This is a genomic window from Actinomadura viridis (genome assembly GCF_015751755.1).
In the GTDB taxonomy this organism is placed as follows: Bacteria; Actinomycetota; Actinomycetes; order Streptosporangiales; family Streptosporangiaceae; genus Spirillospora; species Spirillospora viridis.
Window position 1 is genome coordinate 7103697 of record NZ_JADOUA010000001.1, and the last position, 14145, is coordinate 7117841.

At 72.2% G+C, this 14145-nt stretch carries 18 protein-coding genes and 1 tRNA gene; 9 read left to right on the forward strand and 10 right to left on the reverse strand.

Features of this window, described 5'->3' with window-relative positions:
• Positions 1-963: 963 nt before the first annotated feature.
• Entirely contained in the window at positions 964-1260 is a 297-nt protein-coding gene (locus tag IW256_RS32215) for a hypothetical protein (protein WP_197014532.1), read from the reverse strand.
• Between the two features lie 202 nt (positions 1261-1462).
• Here IW256_RS32215 and IW256_RS32220 point away from each other — a divergent pair, with 202 nt between their 5' ends.
• Entirely contained in the window at positions 1463-2830 is a 1368-nt protein-coding gene (locus tag IW256_RS32220) for a helix-turn-helix domain-containing protein (RefSeq protein ID WP_197014533.1), read from the forward strand.
• A gap of 81 nt (positions 2831-2911) precedes the next feature.
• Here IW256_RS32220 and cutA read toward each other — a convergent pair whose 3' ends face one another.
• The 3 genes from cutA to IW256_RS32235 form a co-directional block, all read right to left on the reverse strand.
• Entirely contained in the window at positions 2912-3241 is a 330-nt protein-coding gene (cutA, locus tag IW256_RS32225) for a divalent-cation tolerance protein CutA (RefSeq protein ID WP_197014534.1), read from the reverse strand.
• Between the two features lie 123 nt (positions 3242-3364).
• Positions 3365-3829 (reverse strand): tetratricopeptide repeat protein, encoded by a 465-nt coding sequence (locus IW256_RS32230; protein WP_197014535.1) that lies wholly within the window; start codon positions 3827-3829, stop codon positions 3365-3367.
• Positions 3830-4098: 269 nt separating this feature from the next.
• On the reverse strand, positions 4099-4464 hold the full coding sequence (locus IW256_RS32235; protein WP_197014536.1) for a nuclear transport factor 2 family protein: 366 nt from the start codon (positions 4462-4464) through the stop codon (positions 4099-4101).
• Positions 4465-4656: 192 nt separating this feature from the next.
• On the opposite strand from IW256_RS32235, the gene IW256_RS32240 reads away from it, so the two are divergent.
• The 3 genes from IW256_RS32240 (at position 4657) to dnaN (ending at position 7985) form a co-directional block, all read left to right on the forward strand.
• A complete protein-coding gene (locus IW256_RS32240) occupies positions 4657-6153 on the forward strand; it encodes a DNA-3-methyladenine glycosylase 2 family protein (RefSeq protein ID WP_197014537.1) in 1497 nt (498 codons plus the stop codon).
• Positions 6154-6166: 13 nt separating this feature from the next.
• Complete coding sequence (locus tag IW256_RS32245; RefSeq protein WP_197014538.1) at positions 6167-6685, forward strand: methylated-DNA--[protein]-cysteine S-methyltransferase; 519 nt, start codon at positions 6167-6169, stop codon at positions 6683-6685.
• A 121-nt stretch (positions 6686-6806) separates the two neighbouring features.
• Positions 6807-7985 carry a DNA polymerase III subunit beta gene (dnaN, locus tag IW256_RS32250; protein WP_197014539.1) on the forward strand — a complete coding sequence of 393 codons (1179 nt, stop codon included), beginning with the start codon at positions 6807-6809 and terminating at the stop codon, positions 7983-7985.
• 84 nt (positions 7986-8069) lie between these two features.
• Here dnaN and IW256_RS42905 read toward each other — a convergent pair whose 3' ends face one another.
• The gene (locus tag IW256_RS42905) at positions 8070-8633 is read right to left on the reverse strand and encodes a helix-turn-helix domain-containing protein (RefSeq protein ID WP_197014540.1); all 564 of its coding nucleotides are present in this window, start codon (positions 8631-8633) and stop codon (positions 8070-8072) included.
• 122 nt (positions 8634-8755) lie between these two features.
• On the opposite strand from IW256_RS42905, the gene IW256_RS32260 reads away from it, so the two are divergent.
• The gene (locus tag IW256_RS32260) at positions 8756-9427 is read left to right on the forward strand and encodes a B3/B4 domain-containing protein (RefSeq protein ID WP_197014541.1); all 672 of its coding nucleotides are present in this window, start codon (positions 8756-8758) and stop codon (positions 9425-9427) included.
• Positions 9427-10347, forward strand: a complete 921-nt coding sequence (locus tag IW256_RS32265) for an EamA family transporter (protein WP_197016682.1) — start codon at positions 9427-9429, stop codon at positions 10345-10347. Before IW256_RS32260 ends, IW256_RS32265 begins: the two co-directional genes overlap by 1 nt.
• 61 nt (positions 10348-10408) lie before the next feature.
• On the opposite strand, the gene IW256_RS32270 is transcribed toward IW256_RS32265, so the two are convergent.
• The 5 genes from IW256_RS32270 to IW256_RS41680 form a co-directional block, all read right to left on the reverse strand.
• Positions 10409-10493 (reverse strand) — tRNA-Ser (locus tag IW256_RS32270).
• Between the two features lie 10 nt (positions 10494-10503).
• Positions 10504-10941 carry a tRNA adenosine(34) deaminase TadA gene (tadA, locus tag IW256_RS32275; RefSeq protein ID WP_197016683.1) on the reverse strand — a complete coding sequence of 146 codons (438 nt, stop codon included), beginning with the start codon at positions 10939-10941 and terminating at the stop codon, positions 10504-10506.
• 94 nt (positions 10942-11035) lie between these two features.
• Positions 11036-11473, reverse strand: a complete 438-nt coding sequence (locus IW256_RS32280) for a tRNA adenosine deaminase-associated protein (protein ID WP_197014542.1) — start codon at positions 11471-11473, stop codon at positions 11036-11038.
• 122 nt (positions 11474-11595) lie between these two features.
• Complete coding sequence (locus IW256_RS32285) at positions 11596-12081, reverse strand: tRNA adenosine deaminase-associated protein (RefSeq protein ID WP_197014543.1); 486 nt, start codon at positions 12079-12081, stop codon at positions 11596-11598.
• A 151-nt stretch (positions 12082-12232) separates the two neighbouring features.
• Positions 12233-12646: a hypothetical protein gene (locus IW256_RS41680; RefSeq protein ID WP_231404021.1), complete on the reverse strand. Its 414-nt coding sequence runs from the start codon at positions 12644-12646 to the stop codon at positions 12233-12235.
• Between the two features lie 158 nt (positions 12647-12804).
• Here IW256_RS41680 and upp point away from each other — a divergent pair, with 158 nt between their 5' ends.
• The 3 genes from upp to IW256_RS32305 all read left to right on the forward strand — a co-directional run bounded on the left by upp (position 12805) and on the right by IW256_RS32305 (position 14138).
• Positions 12805-13443 (forward strand): uracil phosphoribosyltransferase, encoded by a 639-nt coding sequence (upp, locus tag IW256_RS32295; RefSeq protein WP_197014544.1) that lies wholly within the window; start codon positions 12805-12807, stop codon positions 13441-13443.
• Between the two features lie 200 nt (positions 13444-13643).
• On the forward strand, positions 13644-13904 hold the full coding sequence (locus IW256_RS32300) for a hypothetical protein (protein WP_197014545.1): 261 nt from the start codon (positions 13644-13646) through the stop codon (positions 13902-13904).
• Positions 13905-13952: 48 nt separating this feature from the next.
• A complete protein-coding gene (locus IW256_RS32305) occupies positions 13953-14138 on the forward strand; it encodes a hypothetical protein (RefSeq protein ID WP_197016852.1) in 186 nt (61 codons plus the stop codon).
• The last annotated feature ends 7 nt before the right edge of the window (positions 14139-14145 follow it).

The window sequence follows — 14145 nt, forward strand, 5'->3', positions numbered from 1 at the left end:
TGCGAGCGAAGTAGCCGGCGTCGTCGTAGGCTTTGGTCAGCGTGTTTGGGGTGATCTTGGCGTGGAACCGGGTGGACTGCGGGGAACGTTGTCCGAGCCATGCCTGCAGCTCGAACAGGGTCATGGGTTCTTTGGCGTTGGGAGCTGTGAGGCGATCGTGGACCGGGCCCGGTGGCTGGTGATGTTGCCGCGGACGTGTGCGGTCGGAACGCCCGCCTCCGTGTGAACGCGCGAGCACCGTTCACCGGGGTCACGGAACAGGGACGGTGCGGCGCGCTCACGCGGGCCCGCGCGGCCCTGGGCGGCTCCCGCAGCGCCCAAGGCCGTGGCGTTCATTCATCTGGCGAGGCGGCGTACGTTGACTTGCGGCGAGTTGTTGTGTGACCGGGTGGTCAAGGGGGCAACTCGCCGCAAGTCAACGTTCCTGGATCAGCCACCCGAGGGCTCGCCGCCACCAGCCGCGACGTTCGCGCCGGCCGTGGACCGGGCGGACGGGCATGGCTTCCGAGGGCCGCCTGGCCTGCGAGGTTGGGGGACCCGGTCGGGGGCGTGGGCGGGAAGCGGGCCAAGGACCTGGGTGGGGAGCCGGACGGGCACTTGGGTGAGCGTTCGAGCGGGGAGCCGGATGGGCACTTGGGTGAGCGTTCGGGCGGGGAGCCGGGCGAGCGTCCGAGCGGGGCGTGGGGGGTGAAAGCGCAGGCCGTGCCGCGGCATGCTGCCAGGCTGGGCCGCTCTGCCGGGGTGGTGTAAGTGGGGCCTGCCGAACGGTTTCCAGGAGGCGACTGAGTTGGGCGGGGTCGTCGGCCTCCACCAGCTGGTCGCGGCCCGTGTGGTCGGGGGTGAGCGCCCACCAGTGTCCGGTGAACTCTCCTTTCCATGCGCTGACGCGGGGGAAGCGGCGGCGGAGTTCGGCGACGATCAGGTCCGGGTCGAGTTCGGCCGCCGTCCACGGCGCGAGCGTCGTCATTGCGCCGCCTCCCCGGAGTGGTGGTCGCGGTCGGCGAGGCGGCTCATGATGTCCACGCCCGCGTCGATGACCCGGCCGGCCTCGGCGACCGGATCACCGGACGTGGTGAAGAACCACCGGCGCCCACCATCCTCCGGACGTGCGCGACACGTGATCGTGACCGTGGTGTTGGGAGTGACCTGGGTGTTGATTACGCGGAGGCCCTGTTCGATCAGATCGACCTCGTAGCCGCGGGCGCTCAGATGAGCACCTAGAGCGGCGAGCCGATTGGTCTGGGTTGTACGATCTTTCATAGGTCGGAGTGCCTTCCGGCCGAGGCCCCGGCCGGTGGTGAGGTCACCGCGTTCGGGGCCGCCTGTGTTTATGGGATTACGTTGTTCGCTGTACGCGCCGCGTGGGGCGTCGTTTCAATTGATGCGTACAGCGACCCGTAAGCCAAGGCTGTGATGTGGCCAGATGGATTGGCCACAACGGCCACAACACGGAGAGCCGGTCATGCCCCGATCAGCGCTACCCGTCGACCCTCACGCCTCGCTCTGGCATCTGCTGGGTGCCGCATTACGGCACTGGCGTGCCGATGTACGCGCCATGGACCTGCGAGAACTCGCTGAACTGGCGATCGTCGACCACTCCCACCTGGCCAAGTGGGAAAGAGGGGACAGGCCCGCGCCCAAGGACGCGGTCGCGCGGATCGACAAGGCCCTGACCGCCAGAGGCCAGTTGATCGCCTTGCGCGAGGTGATCGGTGAACTGGAACGCTTGCGTACGGTCGTGGCACAGGGGGATAAACAAGGGGATACCGTCGTCAGCGAGGACGCAATGGATAAGACACGCCGCATCTTGTTGCAGGGGCTCAGTGTGCTGGGCATAGCCACGGCCTCCCAGTCGCAGGCGCTCGAAACGATCAGGAAGGGGCTGGAAGGCGCACTGCCGATTGACGCCTATCGCGACAGGAGCGCCGAGGAATGGCACGAAATTTCGGTCGAATATGACCTTTCCTACTTGTCCATTCCTCCGTGGACGTTGCTGCCGGATCTGGCCGCCGACATGGTGGCGTTGCAGCAGATCATCCAGACCGAGCGGGACGCCTCTACCCGGCGCGCCCTGTACGGAGCAGGGGCGCGGCTGGCCGCCACCATGGCCGGTGTCACCAACAGCCTGGGCAGGGCCCGCGAGTCGCGGCACTGGTGGCGTACGGCCCGGCATGCCGCCGACTCCTTCGGCGATCGCGACCTGCGCGTCCTGGTGCGCGGCTCCGAGGCGATCAGCGGCCTGTATCAGGGACGTCCGTTGCAGCTGCTCCTGGACCGCAGCGAGGAGGCGATCTCGCTCGCGGGCGGTACCCCGTCGTCAGGGCTGGCCGCGGCGCGCGCCGGCCGCGCCCAGGTCCTCGCCCGGCTCGGGCGCGTCGACGATGCCGAGGACGAACTGCGCACGCTGAATGACACGTTCAGCCGGCTGCCCGCAGACGCCACGCGTGAGAGTCCTTCGCTGTTCACCTGGCCCGTCCATAAGCTCCATCACACCGAGAGCTACGTGCTGACCTGCACCGGACGGCTGGGCGGGGCCGAGGACGCCCAGGACCGGGCTATGGCGGCCTATCCCGTCTCCATGGTGCGCTCGCGCGCCCAGGTCGATCTGCATCGGGCCGAGTGCCTGGTCCAGGCGGGTGATGTCGCCGATGGCGTGGAGCACGCACGGCGGGTCGTCGACGTCCTGCCGCACGAACATCGGACCCGGCTGGTGCTCGCCATGGCCGAGTCGGTCGCGCAGGCCGTTCCCCTCTCCGAGGCGAAACGCCCGGCGGTCGTGGAGTACCGCGAGCTGCTCGCGCTGCCGGCCCCGTCCAAAGGCGACCGGTGAGGGCGGACGTGGGTGCGTGAAGGTGCTCGACAGCGGCCAGGTCACCGGCCTGCCAGGTCACCGGCCTGCCGGGCCACCGCGCTACGCGTCGGGTGCTTGCGTCTCCGCGTCCATCCACTCCAGGTACGACGCCAACCCCGAGTTGATCGGCACCGAGATGATCTCGGCGACGCTGTAGCTGTGCATCCGGTGTACGTGCGCCTCAAGCTCGGCATACTTGGCGGCCGGGGTCTTGATCAGCAGCAGGTACTCCTCATCGACCTGAACCTCCCCTTTCCACCGGTAGGTGCTGATGATGGGGCCGACGACCTGAGCGCAGGCCGCCAGGTGCGCGTCGATCAGGGACCGGGCGATCTCCAGCCCCTTCTCGCGCGACGGAATCGACGTCTGAACCTGTACGTACTCGCCCATGGTGGGGAACGTACCGCGTGCGCATCCGGGGCGCATGAGCCCGGGAACGCTTCAGAATCAACGCCGCCGGGACGGGCTACGGGCTGGACGGGCCTGCGGGCCGGTCAGCGGAACGGCCTGCGGTCAGACGGTCTCACCCAACTGTTCGGCCATCTGCTCCAGTCCACCCTTGATGAGCTGCCCATACTCGTCGTCGCCAAGTGCGTCGATCCCGGCCCGCGCCTGCTGGAGGTGCTCGCGGGCGCGGTCGAGATCGCCCAGTTTGCGATAGCACTCACTCAAGTTCAGGTGCAATGACGGATACAGGCCGGCCACCGAAAGCGGCACCCCGGCCTGGGCCACCCGCTCATCAGTGATCAGGCTGACGGCGGCAAGCGCTCGCAGATCCCACATCAGCTCCTGCCGCACATCGTCCTGCACATCGGCCATCGAGTGGGCAAGGACGCAAACATGCAGCGCATCGCCTTGCTCGCCGCCGATGTCGTCCCAGATCCGCGCGAACAACTCGCGAGCGGCTTCACGCCGGCCTTGGTGGTGATGCAACTCCACCCCCTGGCCGATCCGGGTCATCGTCGGGTCGGCGGTCATGACCGGCTCCTTCACGTCGCGGAGAACGCGGTCACCCTACTGTGGGCAGACCAGCCGGAAAGGGGCAACGGCCAAGCCGGGGCGGTGGCCGGGACACGCCTGGAACCCTGCGGCAGCGTTCACGGGCCGGGGCGTCGACCGGACAGAACGATCGCTCTGTCCGGTCCCCGAGACCGCATCGCCACAGTTCACCGCCCTGACGCTGGTAACCCACCACCGCGGTCCCCGGCAGCGACATCACCTATCGAGTCAGCGGTTTCGTACACCGCTCAGGCGGCGGGGACCTTGTCCAGGAAGCCGTGGACGGTGGCGATCCGGCCGTCGCCGCTCAGCACCGCCACGTCGAACCCGACCACCAGGGCCTCGCCGCCCTCCGGGCCCAGCTCCCAGGTGAAGCGGGCCACATCGTGGTGGGCGTCCACCTCGCCCGCCAGGCGGAACACCAGGCCGGGGAACTGCTCCTGCACCGCGCCGATGGTGGCGTCGATCGCCGCGCGGCCCTCGGCGTCCGCCAGCGGGTCGACGTAGCGGGCGTCCTCGGCCCACACCTCGTCGATGGCGGCGCGCCGGGCGTCCGCGTCCCGCTCGTTCCAGGTGGCCAGGTAACGCTCGACCAGGTTCCGCACGTCGCTCATCTCGCACTCCTCGTGTTCGCTTGCCCGTTCGTCGCCGGGGCGGTCTCCCCCGGCGACCCCTACGTTTCCAAGCGGCGCGCGGAAGATCGATTACCTGGCAGGTCATGGGCCCGCCCCCGGGTGTCCGGGAGGCCGAGGATGATGTCGGATTTCCGCTAGTGTGGTGCGCTGACCATGGGCGATGCTGGGAGCATGCATGAGGACGTGGAACGGTGCGTTCGCGCGGTGCGGTCGAAGGACGCCCGGTTCGACGGGTGGTTCTACACCGCCGTCGTCACCACCGGCATCTATTGTCGCCCCAGCTGCCCGGCCGTGCCGCCGAAACCGCGCAACATGCGGTTCTTCCCGAGCGCCGCCGCCGCCCAGCAGGCCGGGTTCCGGGCCTGCAAGCGCTGCCGCCCGGACGCCAGCCCCGGCTCCCCCGAATGGAACCACCGCGCCGACGTCGTGGCCCGCGCGATGCGGCTGGTCGCCGACGGCGTGGTCGACCGGGAGGGCGTCCCGGGCCTGGCCGCGCGGCTGGGCTACAGCACCCGCCAGATCGAACGGCAGCTCCGCGCCGAGCTGGGCGCCGGTCCCCTCGCCCTCGCCCGCGCCCAGCGCGCCCAGACCGCCCGGCTGCTGATCGAGACCAGCGCCCTGCCGATGAGCGACATCGCGTTCGCCGCCGGGTTCGCCAGCATCCGGGCGTTCAACGAGACCGTCCGCGAGATCTTCGCGCTCACCCCCACCCAGCTCAGGGACCGCGTGGCGCGCGGGCACCCGGCGGCGGGCTCCGGGACCCTGTCGCTGCGGCTGCCGTTCCGCGCCCCGCTGTGCCCGGACAACCTCTTCGGGCACCTGGCCGCCACCGCCGTCCCCGGCGTGGAGGAGTGGCGGGACGGCGCGTACCGGCGGACGCTGCGCCTCCCGCACGGCCACGCGGTCGTCGCGCTGCGCCCCCGTCCCGACCATGTCGCGTGCTCGCTCGCCCTCACCGACCTGCGCGACCTGACCATCGCGATCAGCCGGTGCCGCCGGATGCTGGACCTGGACGCCGACCCGGTCGCGGTCGACGACCTGCTGCGCGCGGACCCGGTCATGGCGCCGCTGGTCGACAAGGCCCCCGGACGGCGGGTGCCGCGGACCGCCGACCCCGAGGAGTTCGCCGTACGGGCGGTGCTCGGCCAGCAGGTGTCCACCGCGGCGGCCCGTACGCACGCCGCGCGCCTGGTCGCCGCGCACGGCGAGCAGATCACCGACCCGTTCGCGCCCGCGGGCGGCTTCCCGTCGGGCGGGCTCACCCACCTCTTCCCGAGCCCGGAGGCGCTGGCCGAACTCGACCCCACCGCCCTGGCCTTCCCCCAGGCCCGGCGGACGACCATCACCACGCTCGTCGCGGCGCTGGCCGCGGGGGAGATCGATCTGGGCGCCGGCAGCGACTGGGACGAGGCCCGCGCCCGGCTCTCGGCCCTGCCCGGCATCGGCCCGTGGACCGTCGAGACGATCGCCATGCGCGCCCTGGGCGACCCCGACGCGTTCACCCCCACCGACCTGGGGATCCGCGGAGCCGCCCGCGACCTGGACCTGCCGCACACCCCCGCCGCCCTGACCGGCCGCGCCGCCGCCTGGCGCCCCTGGCGGGCGTACGCGGTGCAGTACCTGTGGGCCACCCTCGCCCACGCCATCAACCGGCTGCCCGCAGCCTAGGAAGGAGACGACCATGCGTTCGCACGCCGTCCTGGACACGCCCATCGGCCCGTTGACCGCCGTGGCCGACGACGGGGCCCTGAGCGGGCTCTACATGGACGGGCAACGGCACCGTCCCGAGCAGGAGACCTTCGGCCCGCCCGGCGACGGTGGCGCGACCCCGTTCGGCGCGGTCGCCGAACAGCTCGCCGCCTACTTCGCGGGGGAGCTGACCGAGTTCGACCTTCCGCTGGCCATGCGCGGCACCCCGTTCCAGCAGCGGGTGTGGGCGGCGCTCCGGGAGATCCCGTACGGGGAGACCGTCTCGTACGGGCGGCTCGCCGAGGAGATCGGCAGTCCCGGCGCGTCCCGGGCGGTGGGGCTGGCCAACGGGCGCAACCCGATCAGCGTCATCGTCCCCTGCCACCGGGTCGTCGGAGCCTCCGGCGGCCTCACCGGGTACGGCGGCGGGCTGGAGCGCAAGCGCCACCTGCTCGACTTCGAACGCCGCGTCCGGGGCACCTCGGCGTCTCCGGCCGCGGCGCTCTTCTGAACGCGGTCGGCCCCGGCCTGGCGGGTGTCACGTCCGTTTCCTGGTGGCGGGCGGTTCTGTCGCCCCTGGCGGCTACTGTTCCTGGTGCACGCTTCTCACCGGTACGAAAGGGCAGGACGCGATGGAGTTCACGGTCGAACGGCAGGCGCTCGCCGACGCGGTCGGGTGGGCGGCGCGCACCCTGCCGTCGCGCCCGGCGCTCCCCGTCCTGGCGGGCATCCTCCTGGACGCCTCCGCCGACGGCCTGGCACTGGCGGCCTTCGACTACGAGGTGTCCGCCCAGGCCGGGATCGGCGTCGAGGAAGGCGTCGCGGTGGCCGAGCCGGGCCGGGTCCTGGTTCCGGGACGGCTGCTGGCCGAGATCGTCCGGAACCTCCCGCCCCACCCCGTCGAGGTCGCGCTGAAGGGCACCGAGGTCGTGGTGCGCTGCGGCAGCGCCGAGTTCGGCCTGCTGCCCCTGCCCGTGGAGGACTACCCGTCCCTGCCCGAGCCGCCCAAGCGCGCCGGGACGGTGCCGGGCGACGTCTTCGCCGCGGCCGTGGCCCAGGTGACCCCCGCCGCCGGCCGCGACGACACCCTGCCCATGCTGACCGGCGTCCGCATCGACATCGAGGGCGCCACGATGCGGCTGGCCTGCACCGACCGCTACCGGATCGCCGCCCGCGAGCTGACCTGGACGCCGTCCGACCCCGGATTCGCCGCGGGCGTGGTGGTGCCCGCCCGCACCCTGGCCGACACCGCCAAGGCGATCAAGCCGGGCGCCGAGGTCGCCCTGGACCTCACCGGCACCGCCGACACCCTGATCGGTGTCTCCGGCGGGGGCCGGAGCATGACCACCCGGCTGCTGGACGACCAGTTCATCGACTACCGTTCCCGGCTGACCGGCGCCTGGACCACCACCGCCCGGGTCCGCACCGCCCCGTTCGTCGAGGCGATCAAGCGGGTGGCCCTGGTCACCGAGCGCAACACCCCGGTCCGGCTGGCCTTCAGCCCCGGCGAGGTCCGCGTCCGCGCCGCGTCCGGCGACTCGGCCCGCGCCAACGAGAGCCTGCCCGCCCTGCTGGACGGCGACGAGATCGACATCGCGTTCAGCCCCCAGTACCTGCTCGACGGGCTGGCCGGGATCGACACCGAGTACGCCCGCCTCCAGTGCACCGGCCCCACCAAGGCCGCCCTGCTCAGCGCCGTACCGGACAAGGACCGCGGAACGGACGAAGGCGCCGAGCCGGCCGAGCCCGCCGACCCCGGGGGAGACACCGGCTTCCGCTACCTGGCGATGCCCGTCCGCCTCACGTCCTGACCCCGCCGGGCCGGCATCGAGGCGCCAGCCCGGCCGGGTCAACCAACAGCCGGGCCGACCGGTGGGCCGGCCGGGTCAGGTGGCTCAGAGGTCGAGGACGGCCAGGATGAAGCGCAGGTCCGTGCTGCCCGCGTTGCCGTAGGCGTGCGGGCGGTCACCGACGAAGACCGCCGCCGTACCGGCCTCGACCAGGTCGCTGCGGCCGTCCACGCTCAGGGTGAGGGTCCCCTCCTCCACGTACACGATCTCCTTGGTGCCGGGGACGTGCGGGTCGCTCTCCCTGGTCTCGCCCGGCCGCAGGTCCCAGCGCCACAGTTCGAGGGACGGCCGGGGGTCGCTGCCGCCCAGGAGGGTGCCGGTGCCGCCGGCCGTCCCCTCCCACAGCACCACGTGCCGGTCGGGCGGGAAAACCTTGATGGGCGGCTGCTCCTCCACCTGGACGAGCCGGGTCAGGGGGACGCCCAGCGCGTCCGAGACACGGATGAGGGTGCCCAGGTTGGGATTGGCACGGCCCTGCTCAAGCCCGACCAGGACGCCCTTGCTGACCCCGGCACGGCCGGCCAGCTCGTCGAGGCTCCATCCGTGCCCGGCCCGCAGCGCGCGTACGGTCCGGGCCACGGCCTCGCCGATGGCAGCCTGATCGCTCACGGTTCCTCCCCTCCGTCACCTTAGGTGCTGCCGCCGCCCGCTCGGTGCGCGTCGAGCCGTTCGCGCTGGTCGGTATGCTGACCTCAATAGTTCACTTTAATGACCGCGTTGGAGGAGGCCCGATGTTGGAGCGGATCGTCATCGACAAGGCCGTAGAGGAACTGCGTCCCGACGTCGTGGTGCTCGCCATGACCGCGCACGGCCTGGTCAACGGGCCCAGCGACGCGGTCACGACGGACTGGCTGGCCATGGCCGCCAAGGGGGCGGCCCAGGGCGCGCAGGACCCGCACCTGGACGCGTGGCGGGACGCCTACCGCGCCTTCGGAGCCAAGCCGCAGCGTACCCGGCCCTCCGTCGACGCCCTCCTGCGCAGGGCGGACGCCCTCCCCGCCATCAACAAGGTCGTCGACGCCTACAACGCCGTCAGCGTCGAGTACGTCCTCCCGGTAGGCGGCGAGGACCTCGACGCCTACCGGGGACCGGCCCGGCTCGTCCGGGCCACAGGCGAGGAGCCGTTCGACACGATGGCGGGCGGCGCGGCGGCGGTCGAGCATCCGGACGCGGGCGAGGTGGTGTGGCGCGACGACGCCGGGGTCACCTGCCGCCGCTGGAACTGGCGCCAGTGCACGCGCACCCGCATCACCGAGACCACCGGAAACGCGCTCTTCCTGCTCGAACGCCTCGCGCCCTACCCCCTGGACCGGCTCGAAGAGGCGGCCGGCGACCTCGCCGAACGCCTCCGCGCCATCACCCCGGACGTCCGGATCGAGAGCCGGCTCATCGGCGGCGCGTGATGGTGACCCTGCTGGCGCTGGGGGCCGCCCTGGCCTACGGCGTCGCGGACTTCCTCGGCGGCGCCGTCGCCCGCCGTACGAGCGCCCTCCAGGCGCTGGCCTGGTGCGTCCCGGTGGGGCTCGCCGTGGTGCTGGTGGTCGCGCTGGTCGACGGCGGCGGGTTCACCTGGACCTCCCTGGCCTGGGGCTTCACCGCGGGCCTGGCCGGCGGAGTCGGGCTGATCACCTTCTACCGGGCGCTCGCCCGTGGACCGATGAGCGTGGTCGCCCCGGTCTCCGCGCTCGCCGCCGCCGTCCTGCCGGTGGCCGTGGGCACCCTGCGCGGCGAACGCCTGGACGCCACCGTCCTCGCCGGAGTGCTGCTGTGCCTGGTCGCCATCGGCCTGGTGAGCATGGAGAACGGCCCCGGCGGCACGGACCCGACCAGCGGCACGGACACGCCCCGTGCAACAGGCGACGGCACGGGCACGACGAGCGGCCGGGCGCGACTCCTGGACAACGGTCCCCTGATGGCCGGGATCTCCGGCGCCTGCTTCGGGGCCTTCTTCGTCCTGCTGAAGGCGGCCGGAGGCGGCGGGCTCTGGCCCCTGGTGGCGGCCCGCGCGGGCAACCTCGTCGTGATCGCCGCGGCCCTGATCATCCTGCTGCGCCTGCGGGGCCGCCGGACCGGCCCCCGGGTCTCCGGGCGGACGCTGGTCGGTCTCGCGTTCCTTTCGGGCACGCTGGACGCGGCAGCGAACGCCCTGTACTTCGTCGCCGCCCACGAGGGCCTGTTGAGCCTGGCGGCCGTCCTCACGTCCCTGTACCCGGCGATCACCGTCCTGCTGGCCCGGATCGCCTACAGCGAGCGGCTGCGCGCCGTACAGCGCCTCGGGCTGGCCGTGGCCGCGGCGGGCGTCGCGCTGGTGACCATCGGCTGAGCACCCGGGGAACGACGAAGGGCCGCCACCCGCGATCACGGGTGACGGCCCTCCGGACCGGCGGTGGTGGTGGGATTCGAACCCACGGAAGCTTGCACTTCACACGCTTTCGAGGCGTGCGCCCTCGTCCACTAGGCGACACCACCGCGGGGAAGCCTACCTGACTCTGCGGCCCGCGAAGAACTCGGTGAGGAGGGAGCCGCACTCACCGGCCAGGACTTCGGCGATCACCTCGGGGCGATGATTGAGGCGGCGGTCCCGGACGACGTCCCAGAGCGACCCCACGGCGCCCGCCTTGAGATCGACCGCCCCGTACACGACGCGGTCCACACGGGCCTGTACGGCGGCGCCCGCGCACATCGTGCACGGCTCCAGCGTGACCACCAGCGTGCACCCGTCCAGCCGCCAGGAGCCCAGGGCGGTGGCGGCGGCGCGCATCGCGACGATCTCCGCGTGCCCGGTCGGGTCGGCGGTCCGCTCGCGGTCGTTGTGGCCGGTGCCGATCACCGAGCCCGAGGCGTCCAGGACGACGGCGCCGACGGGCACGTCCCCGGCCTCCCCCGCTCGCCGCGCCTCGGCCAGCGCCAGGCGCATCGGGGCCTCGAACTCCGCCCCGGCCGCGTCCTCGCGCGGCGGCCCGTGCGGGTCTGGCGGCCCGTGCACCGGGTCGCCGGGGCCGGGGACGGTCTCAGTCACGGAGACGGTCGAACTCCTCGCCGAAACCGGCGGCCTCGGCGATCTCCAGGAGGGCGTCCCCGGGCAGGCTCCGCTCGCCCAGGCCGGCGAGGCGCTTGCCGTCGACGCCCAGATCCTCCAGGACCTCGGTGTCGCCGGCGGGGTCGCCCTCGGGGACCTCGCCCACCAGCTCGGCGAACAGGCCGCCCAGGCCCTCCTCGCGTACGGCGGACACGTAGGCGCGGGGCTCGCCCCCGGCGTCCAGGCGGGCGGCGGCGAACCAGTCGTCGTCCTGCTCGACGAGCAGGAGTACGGGGTCACCGTAGGACTCCACGGCCGCTTCGCGCATCAGGTCGGCGACGTCGTCGACGTTCTCGGCCTCGGCGAGCATGGCCTCGGTCCCCACCCATCCCTGCGGCGTGCGGGCGAAGACGGCGGCGAAATAGGACACCCGCTTATTGTGACCCAGGTGATTGCGCCGGTCACACCCCTTGTTCCGGATCGATTTCGGATCGATGCGGGAGCGCCCGGAACGGGGCGCGGGAGGCGCGGAGGTGTGGACCGGCGGCAGGGTCAGGTGATGGCGTCCAGGGCGCGTTCGAAGGCGGGGGCGAAGCCGACCCGTCCGGCGATGCTCAGCAGCATCTCGTCCGGGTACAGCTCCAGGTCGCCGGAGATCGCGCCCAGCTCCATCTCGTCCAGCCCCAGGTCGGAGAAGATCGACATGTCGCCCACCGGAAGGACCTGGTCCAGTTCCTCGTCCTCGGGGATCGGGATGTCCAGGTGCTCCAGCACCTGACCGGCCAGCGGCCAGTCCACCGACGCCGTCACGTCGGAGAGGAAGACCATCGCCTCGTCGCCGAGCAGGCGGATCGCCACGAAGAAGTCGTCGCCCACGGAGACCAGCCCGATCGTTCCGCCCAGGCTGGGCTGCTGGCGCAGGGCGTGGATCAACCCCGTCAGGTCCCGGGTCAGCGCGACGGGGAGGACCTCCGCCTCCCAGCGCTCGTCTTCCCGGTACACCACAACGGCGAAGTCCGTCGCGTCCACATCCGTCATTTCCACCCCACCGGCGCCGTTCCTGCCAGGGCATGGTCCCAGATGCGGCGCGCCCTCGTGTCCCCCACCGCCAAACTGACCGTTCCGGCCCGCTCCAAGGTGCGAAGAGGCACCGACCACCGGCGCCGTCGACCAAACTACTCGATCGGTGTCAGTTGATCCGGAACGTACGGCGGCGCAGGGCCGCGTGGATCCGGGCGCGGCGGGAACGGTGCGGGGTCACGCGGCGGCGCAGCTCGCGCGCCTCCGCCAGTTCGCGCAGGAAGATGGCACGGCGGCGGAGCCGCTCGCGCACCTCCTCGGGAGAGACGTCGGAGACGGCCCCGGCGGCGTCCTCCGGCGCCTCGGCGGCCTCCCCGGCCGACAGGGACCCCGAGCCGGCGCGTTCCCGGTCCGGAGTATCGGAGGCCGCCCTGTCAGGGGCCGTACCGGAGGCCGAGCCGGACCTGGGCGGCGTCTCCTGCGTCCGGGCCGCCCTGGCCCTGGCCTGCGCGCCGGTGACCTCCAGGAATGCGTCATCGGCCGACGCGGCGCGGCGCGGCCGTTTGTCGCGGTCTCGGGTCATACCCGCATACTGCCCTTCTGGATGGACTCCTATCCTCTCCTGCGCGTCGTGTCGTTCACACGGGCTTCACAGGGTAGGTGAGGGCCGCCCGCCCGGGCGCCGCCCGCGAGGCCGATGGCGCGGCGGGCCCTTCGATCGAGCGCGGGTACGGTGTGCGCATGCAGACCCTCGCCGTCGATCACCCGCTCGTCGCGCACAAGCTCACCACGCTGCGGGACGTGAACACCGACTCCCCCACGTTCCGCCGGCTGGCCGACGAGCTCGTCACGCTGCTGGCCTACGAGGCCACCCGTGACGTGCGGGTCAGCGACGCCACCGTAAACACCCCGCTGGTCCCCGCCCGCGGGGTCCAGCTGGCGAGCCCCAAGCCGCTCGTCGTCCCGATCCTGCGGGCCGGCCTCGGGATGCTGGACGGGATGACCCGCCTGCTTCCCACCGCCGAGGTCGGGTTCCTCGGGATGGTCCGCGACGAGGGGACGCTCCAGGCGGAGACCTACGCGTCCCGGCTGCCCGAGGACCTCTCCGGCCGCCAGTGCTACGTGCTGGACCCGATGCTCGCGACCGGCGGCACCCTGGCCGCGGCGATCAAGCTCCTCTTCGAGCGCGGCGCCGACGACGTCACGGCGATCTGCCTGCTGGCGGCCCCGGAGGGTCTCAAGGCCCTGGAGGAGGCGTTCGAGGGCACCTCCGCCCCGATCCGGGTGGTCACCGCGGCGGTCGACTCGCACCTGAACGATCAGGGCTTCATCATGCCCGGCCTCGGCGACGCCGGGGACAGGCTCTACGGCGTCGTCTGACCTCGCCACGTCCCCGCCCGGGTTCCGGGCGTGCTGACCGCCCCGAGGTGACGTGACCGTAAACGCAGACAGGGCGATGTTCGCGGATAGGTCACCGTGGGTAATAAGACGCCACGGAACGTTGAAGATCGTTCCTCTCCGCCGCTCCGGCGCACAGGGGGCTTGGACCGGGCGGCGCGAGCGAGCTTCGAGGACGCGTCATGGCTCACCACGGGGACAACGCGATGACGGGCTACGAGGACGTCGGCGACCGCCTGAGCGCGGAGTTCGCCGGCGTCCACGGGCCCGAGACGGTGGCGCGCTGCGTCGCCGCCGCGCGGTACGGGGCGGAGGAGGTCACCGGGGGCGCCGCCCCAGACCTGGTGGAACGGATCGCCCGCAAGCACCTGCAGGTGCTGGCGGTCGTGGCCGCGGAGAAACGGCGCCAGGGGAGCGGCGCGTCCCTGGACAACGCGCCATAGTCCTTACTTTGCGGTGCATCGGGGCTGTGCGAAACTGACCTGGGGTCTGTGGACATCGCGCTCCGGGAGGCAGCCTTGCCCGCCAAGAAGTACATCACGTGGGCTGCCGTGGCCTTCGTGGCGTTCTACATGATCAAGCATCCCAACGGCGCGGCCTGGTCGGTGCAGCACGCCGCCAACGGTATCTCCTCCGCCGCCGGGTCCCTGGCGACCTTCGTCACCGAAATCGGCTGAGGGGGAC

Excerpts from the sequence above, each read along its gene's own strand:
- dnaN (WP_197014539.1), top strand. The coding sequence starts at position 6,807 with ATGGAGTTCACGGTCGAACGGCAGGCGCTCGCCGACGCGGTCGGGTGG.
- IW256_RS32220 (WP_197014533.1), top strand. The coding sequence starts at position 1,463 with ATGCCCCGATCAGCGCTACCCGTCGACCCTCACGCCTCGCTCTGGCAT.
- IW256_RS32285 (WP_197014543.1), bottom strand. The coding sequence starts at position 12,081 with ATGACGGATGTGGACGCGACGGACTTCGCCGTTGTGGTGTACCGGGAA.
- IW256_RS32265 (WP_197016682.1), top strand. The coding sequence starts at position 9,427 with ATGGTGACCCTGCTGGCGCTGGGGGCCGCCCTGGCCTACGGCGTCGCG.
- IW256_RS32260 (WP_197014541.1), top strand. The coding sequence starts at position 8,756 with ATGTTGGAGCGGATCGTCATCGACAAGGCCGTAGAGGAACTGCGTCCC.
- IW256_RS32235 (WP_197014536.1), bottom strand. The coding sequence starts at position 4,464 with ATGAGCGACGTGCGGAACCTGGTCGAGCGTTACCTGGCCACCTGGAAC.
- IW256_RS32240 (WP_197014537.1), top strand. The coding sequence starts at position 4,657 with ATGCATGAGGACGTGGAACGGTGCGTTCGCGCGGTGCGGTCGAAGGAC.
- upp (WP_197014544.1), top strand. The coding sequence starts at position 12,805 with ATGCAGACCCTCGCCGTCGATCACCCGCTCGTCGCGCACAAGCTCACC.
- cutA (WP_197014534.1), bottom strand. The coding sequence starts at position 3,241 with ATGGGCGAGTACGTACAGGTTCAGACGTCGATTCCGTCGCGCGAGAAG.
- IW256_RS32300 (WP_197014545.1), top strand. The coding sequence starts at position 13,644 with ATGGCTCACCACGGGGACAACGCGATGACGGGCTACGAGGACGTCGGC.
- IW256_RS41680 (WP_231404021.1), bottom strand. The coding sequence starts at position 12,646 with ATGACCCGAGACCGCGACAAACGGCCGCGCCGCGCCGCGTCGGCCGAT.
- IW256_RS32215 (WP_197014532.1), bottom strand. The coding sequence starts at position 1,260 with ATGAAAGATCGTACAACCCAGACCAATCGGCTCGCCGCTCTAGGTGCT.
- tadA (WP_197016683.1), bottom strand. The coding sequence starts at position 10,941 with ATGCGCCTGGCGCTGGCCGAGGCGCGGCGAGCGGGGGAGGCCGGGGAC.
- IW256_RS32230 (WP_197014535.1), bottom strand. The coding sequence starts at position 3,829 with ATGACCGCCGACCCGACGATGACCCGGATCGGCCAGGGGGTGGAGTTG.
- IW256_RS32245 (WP_197014538.1), top strand. The coding sequence starts at position 6,167 with ATGCGTTCGCACGCCGTCCTGGACACGCCCATCGGCCCGTTGACCGCC.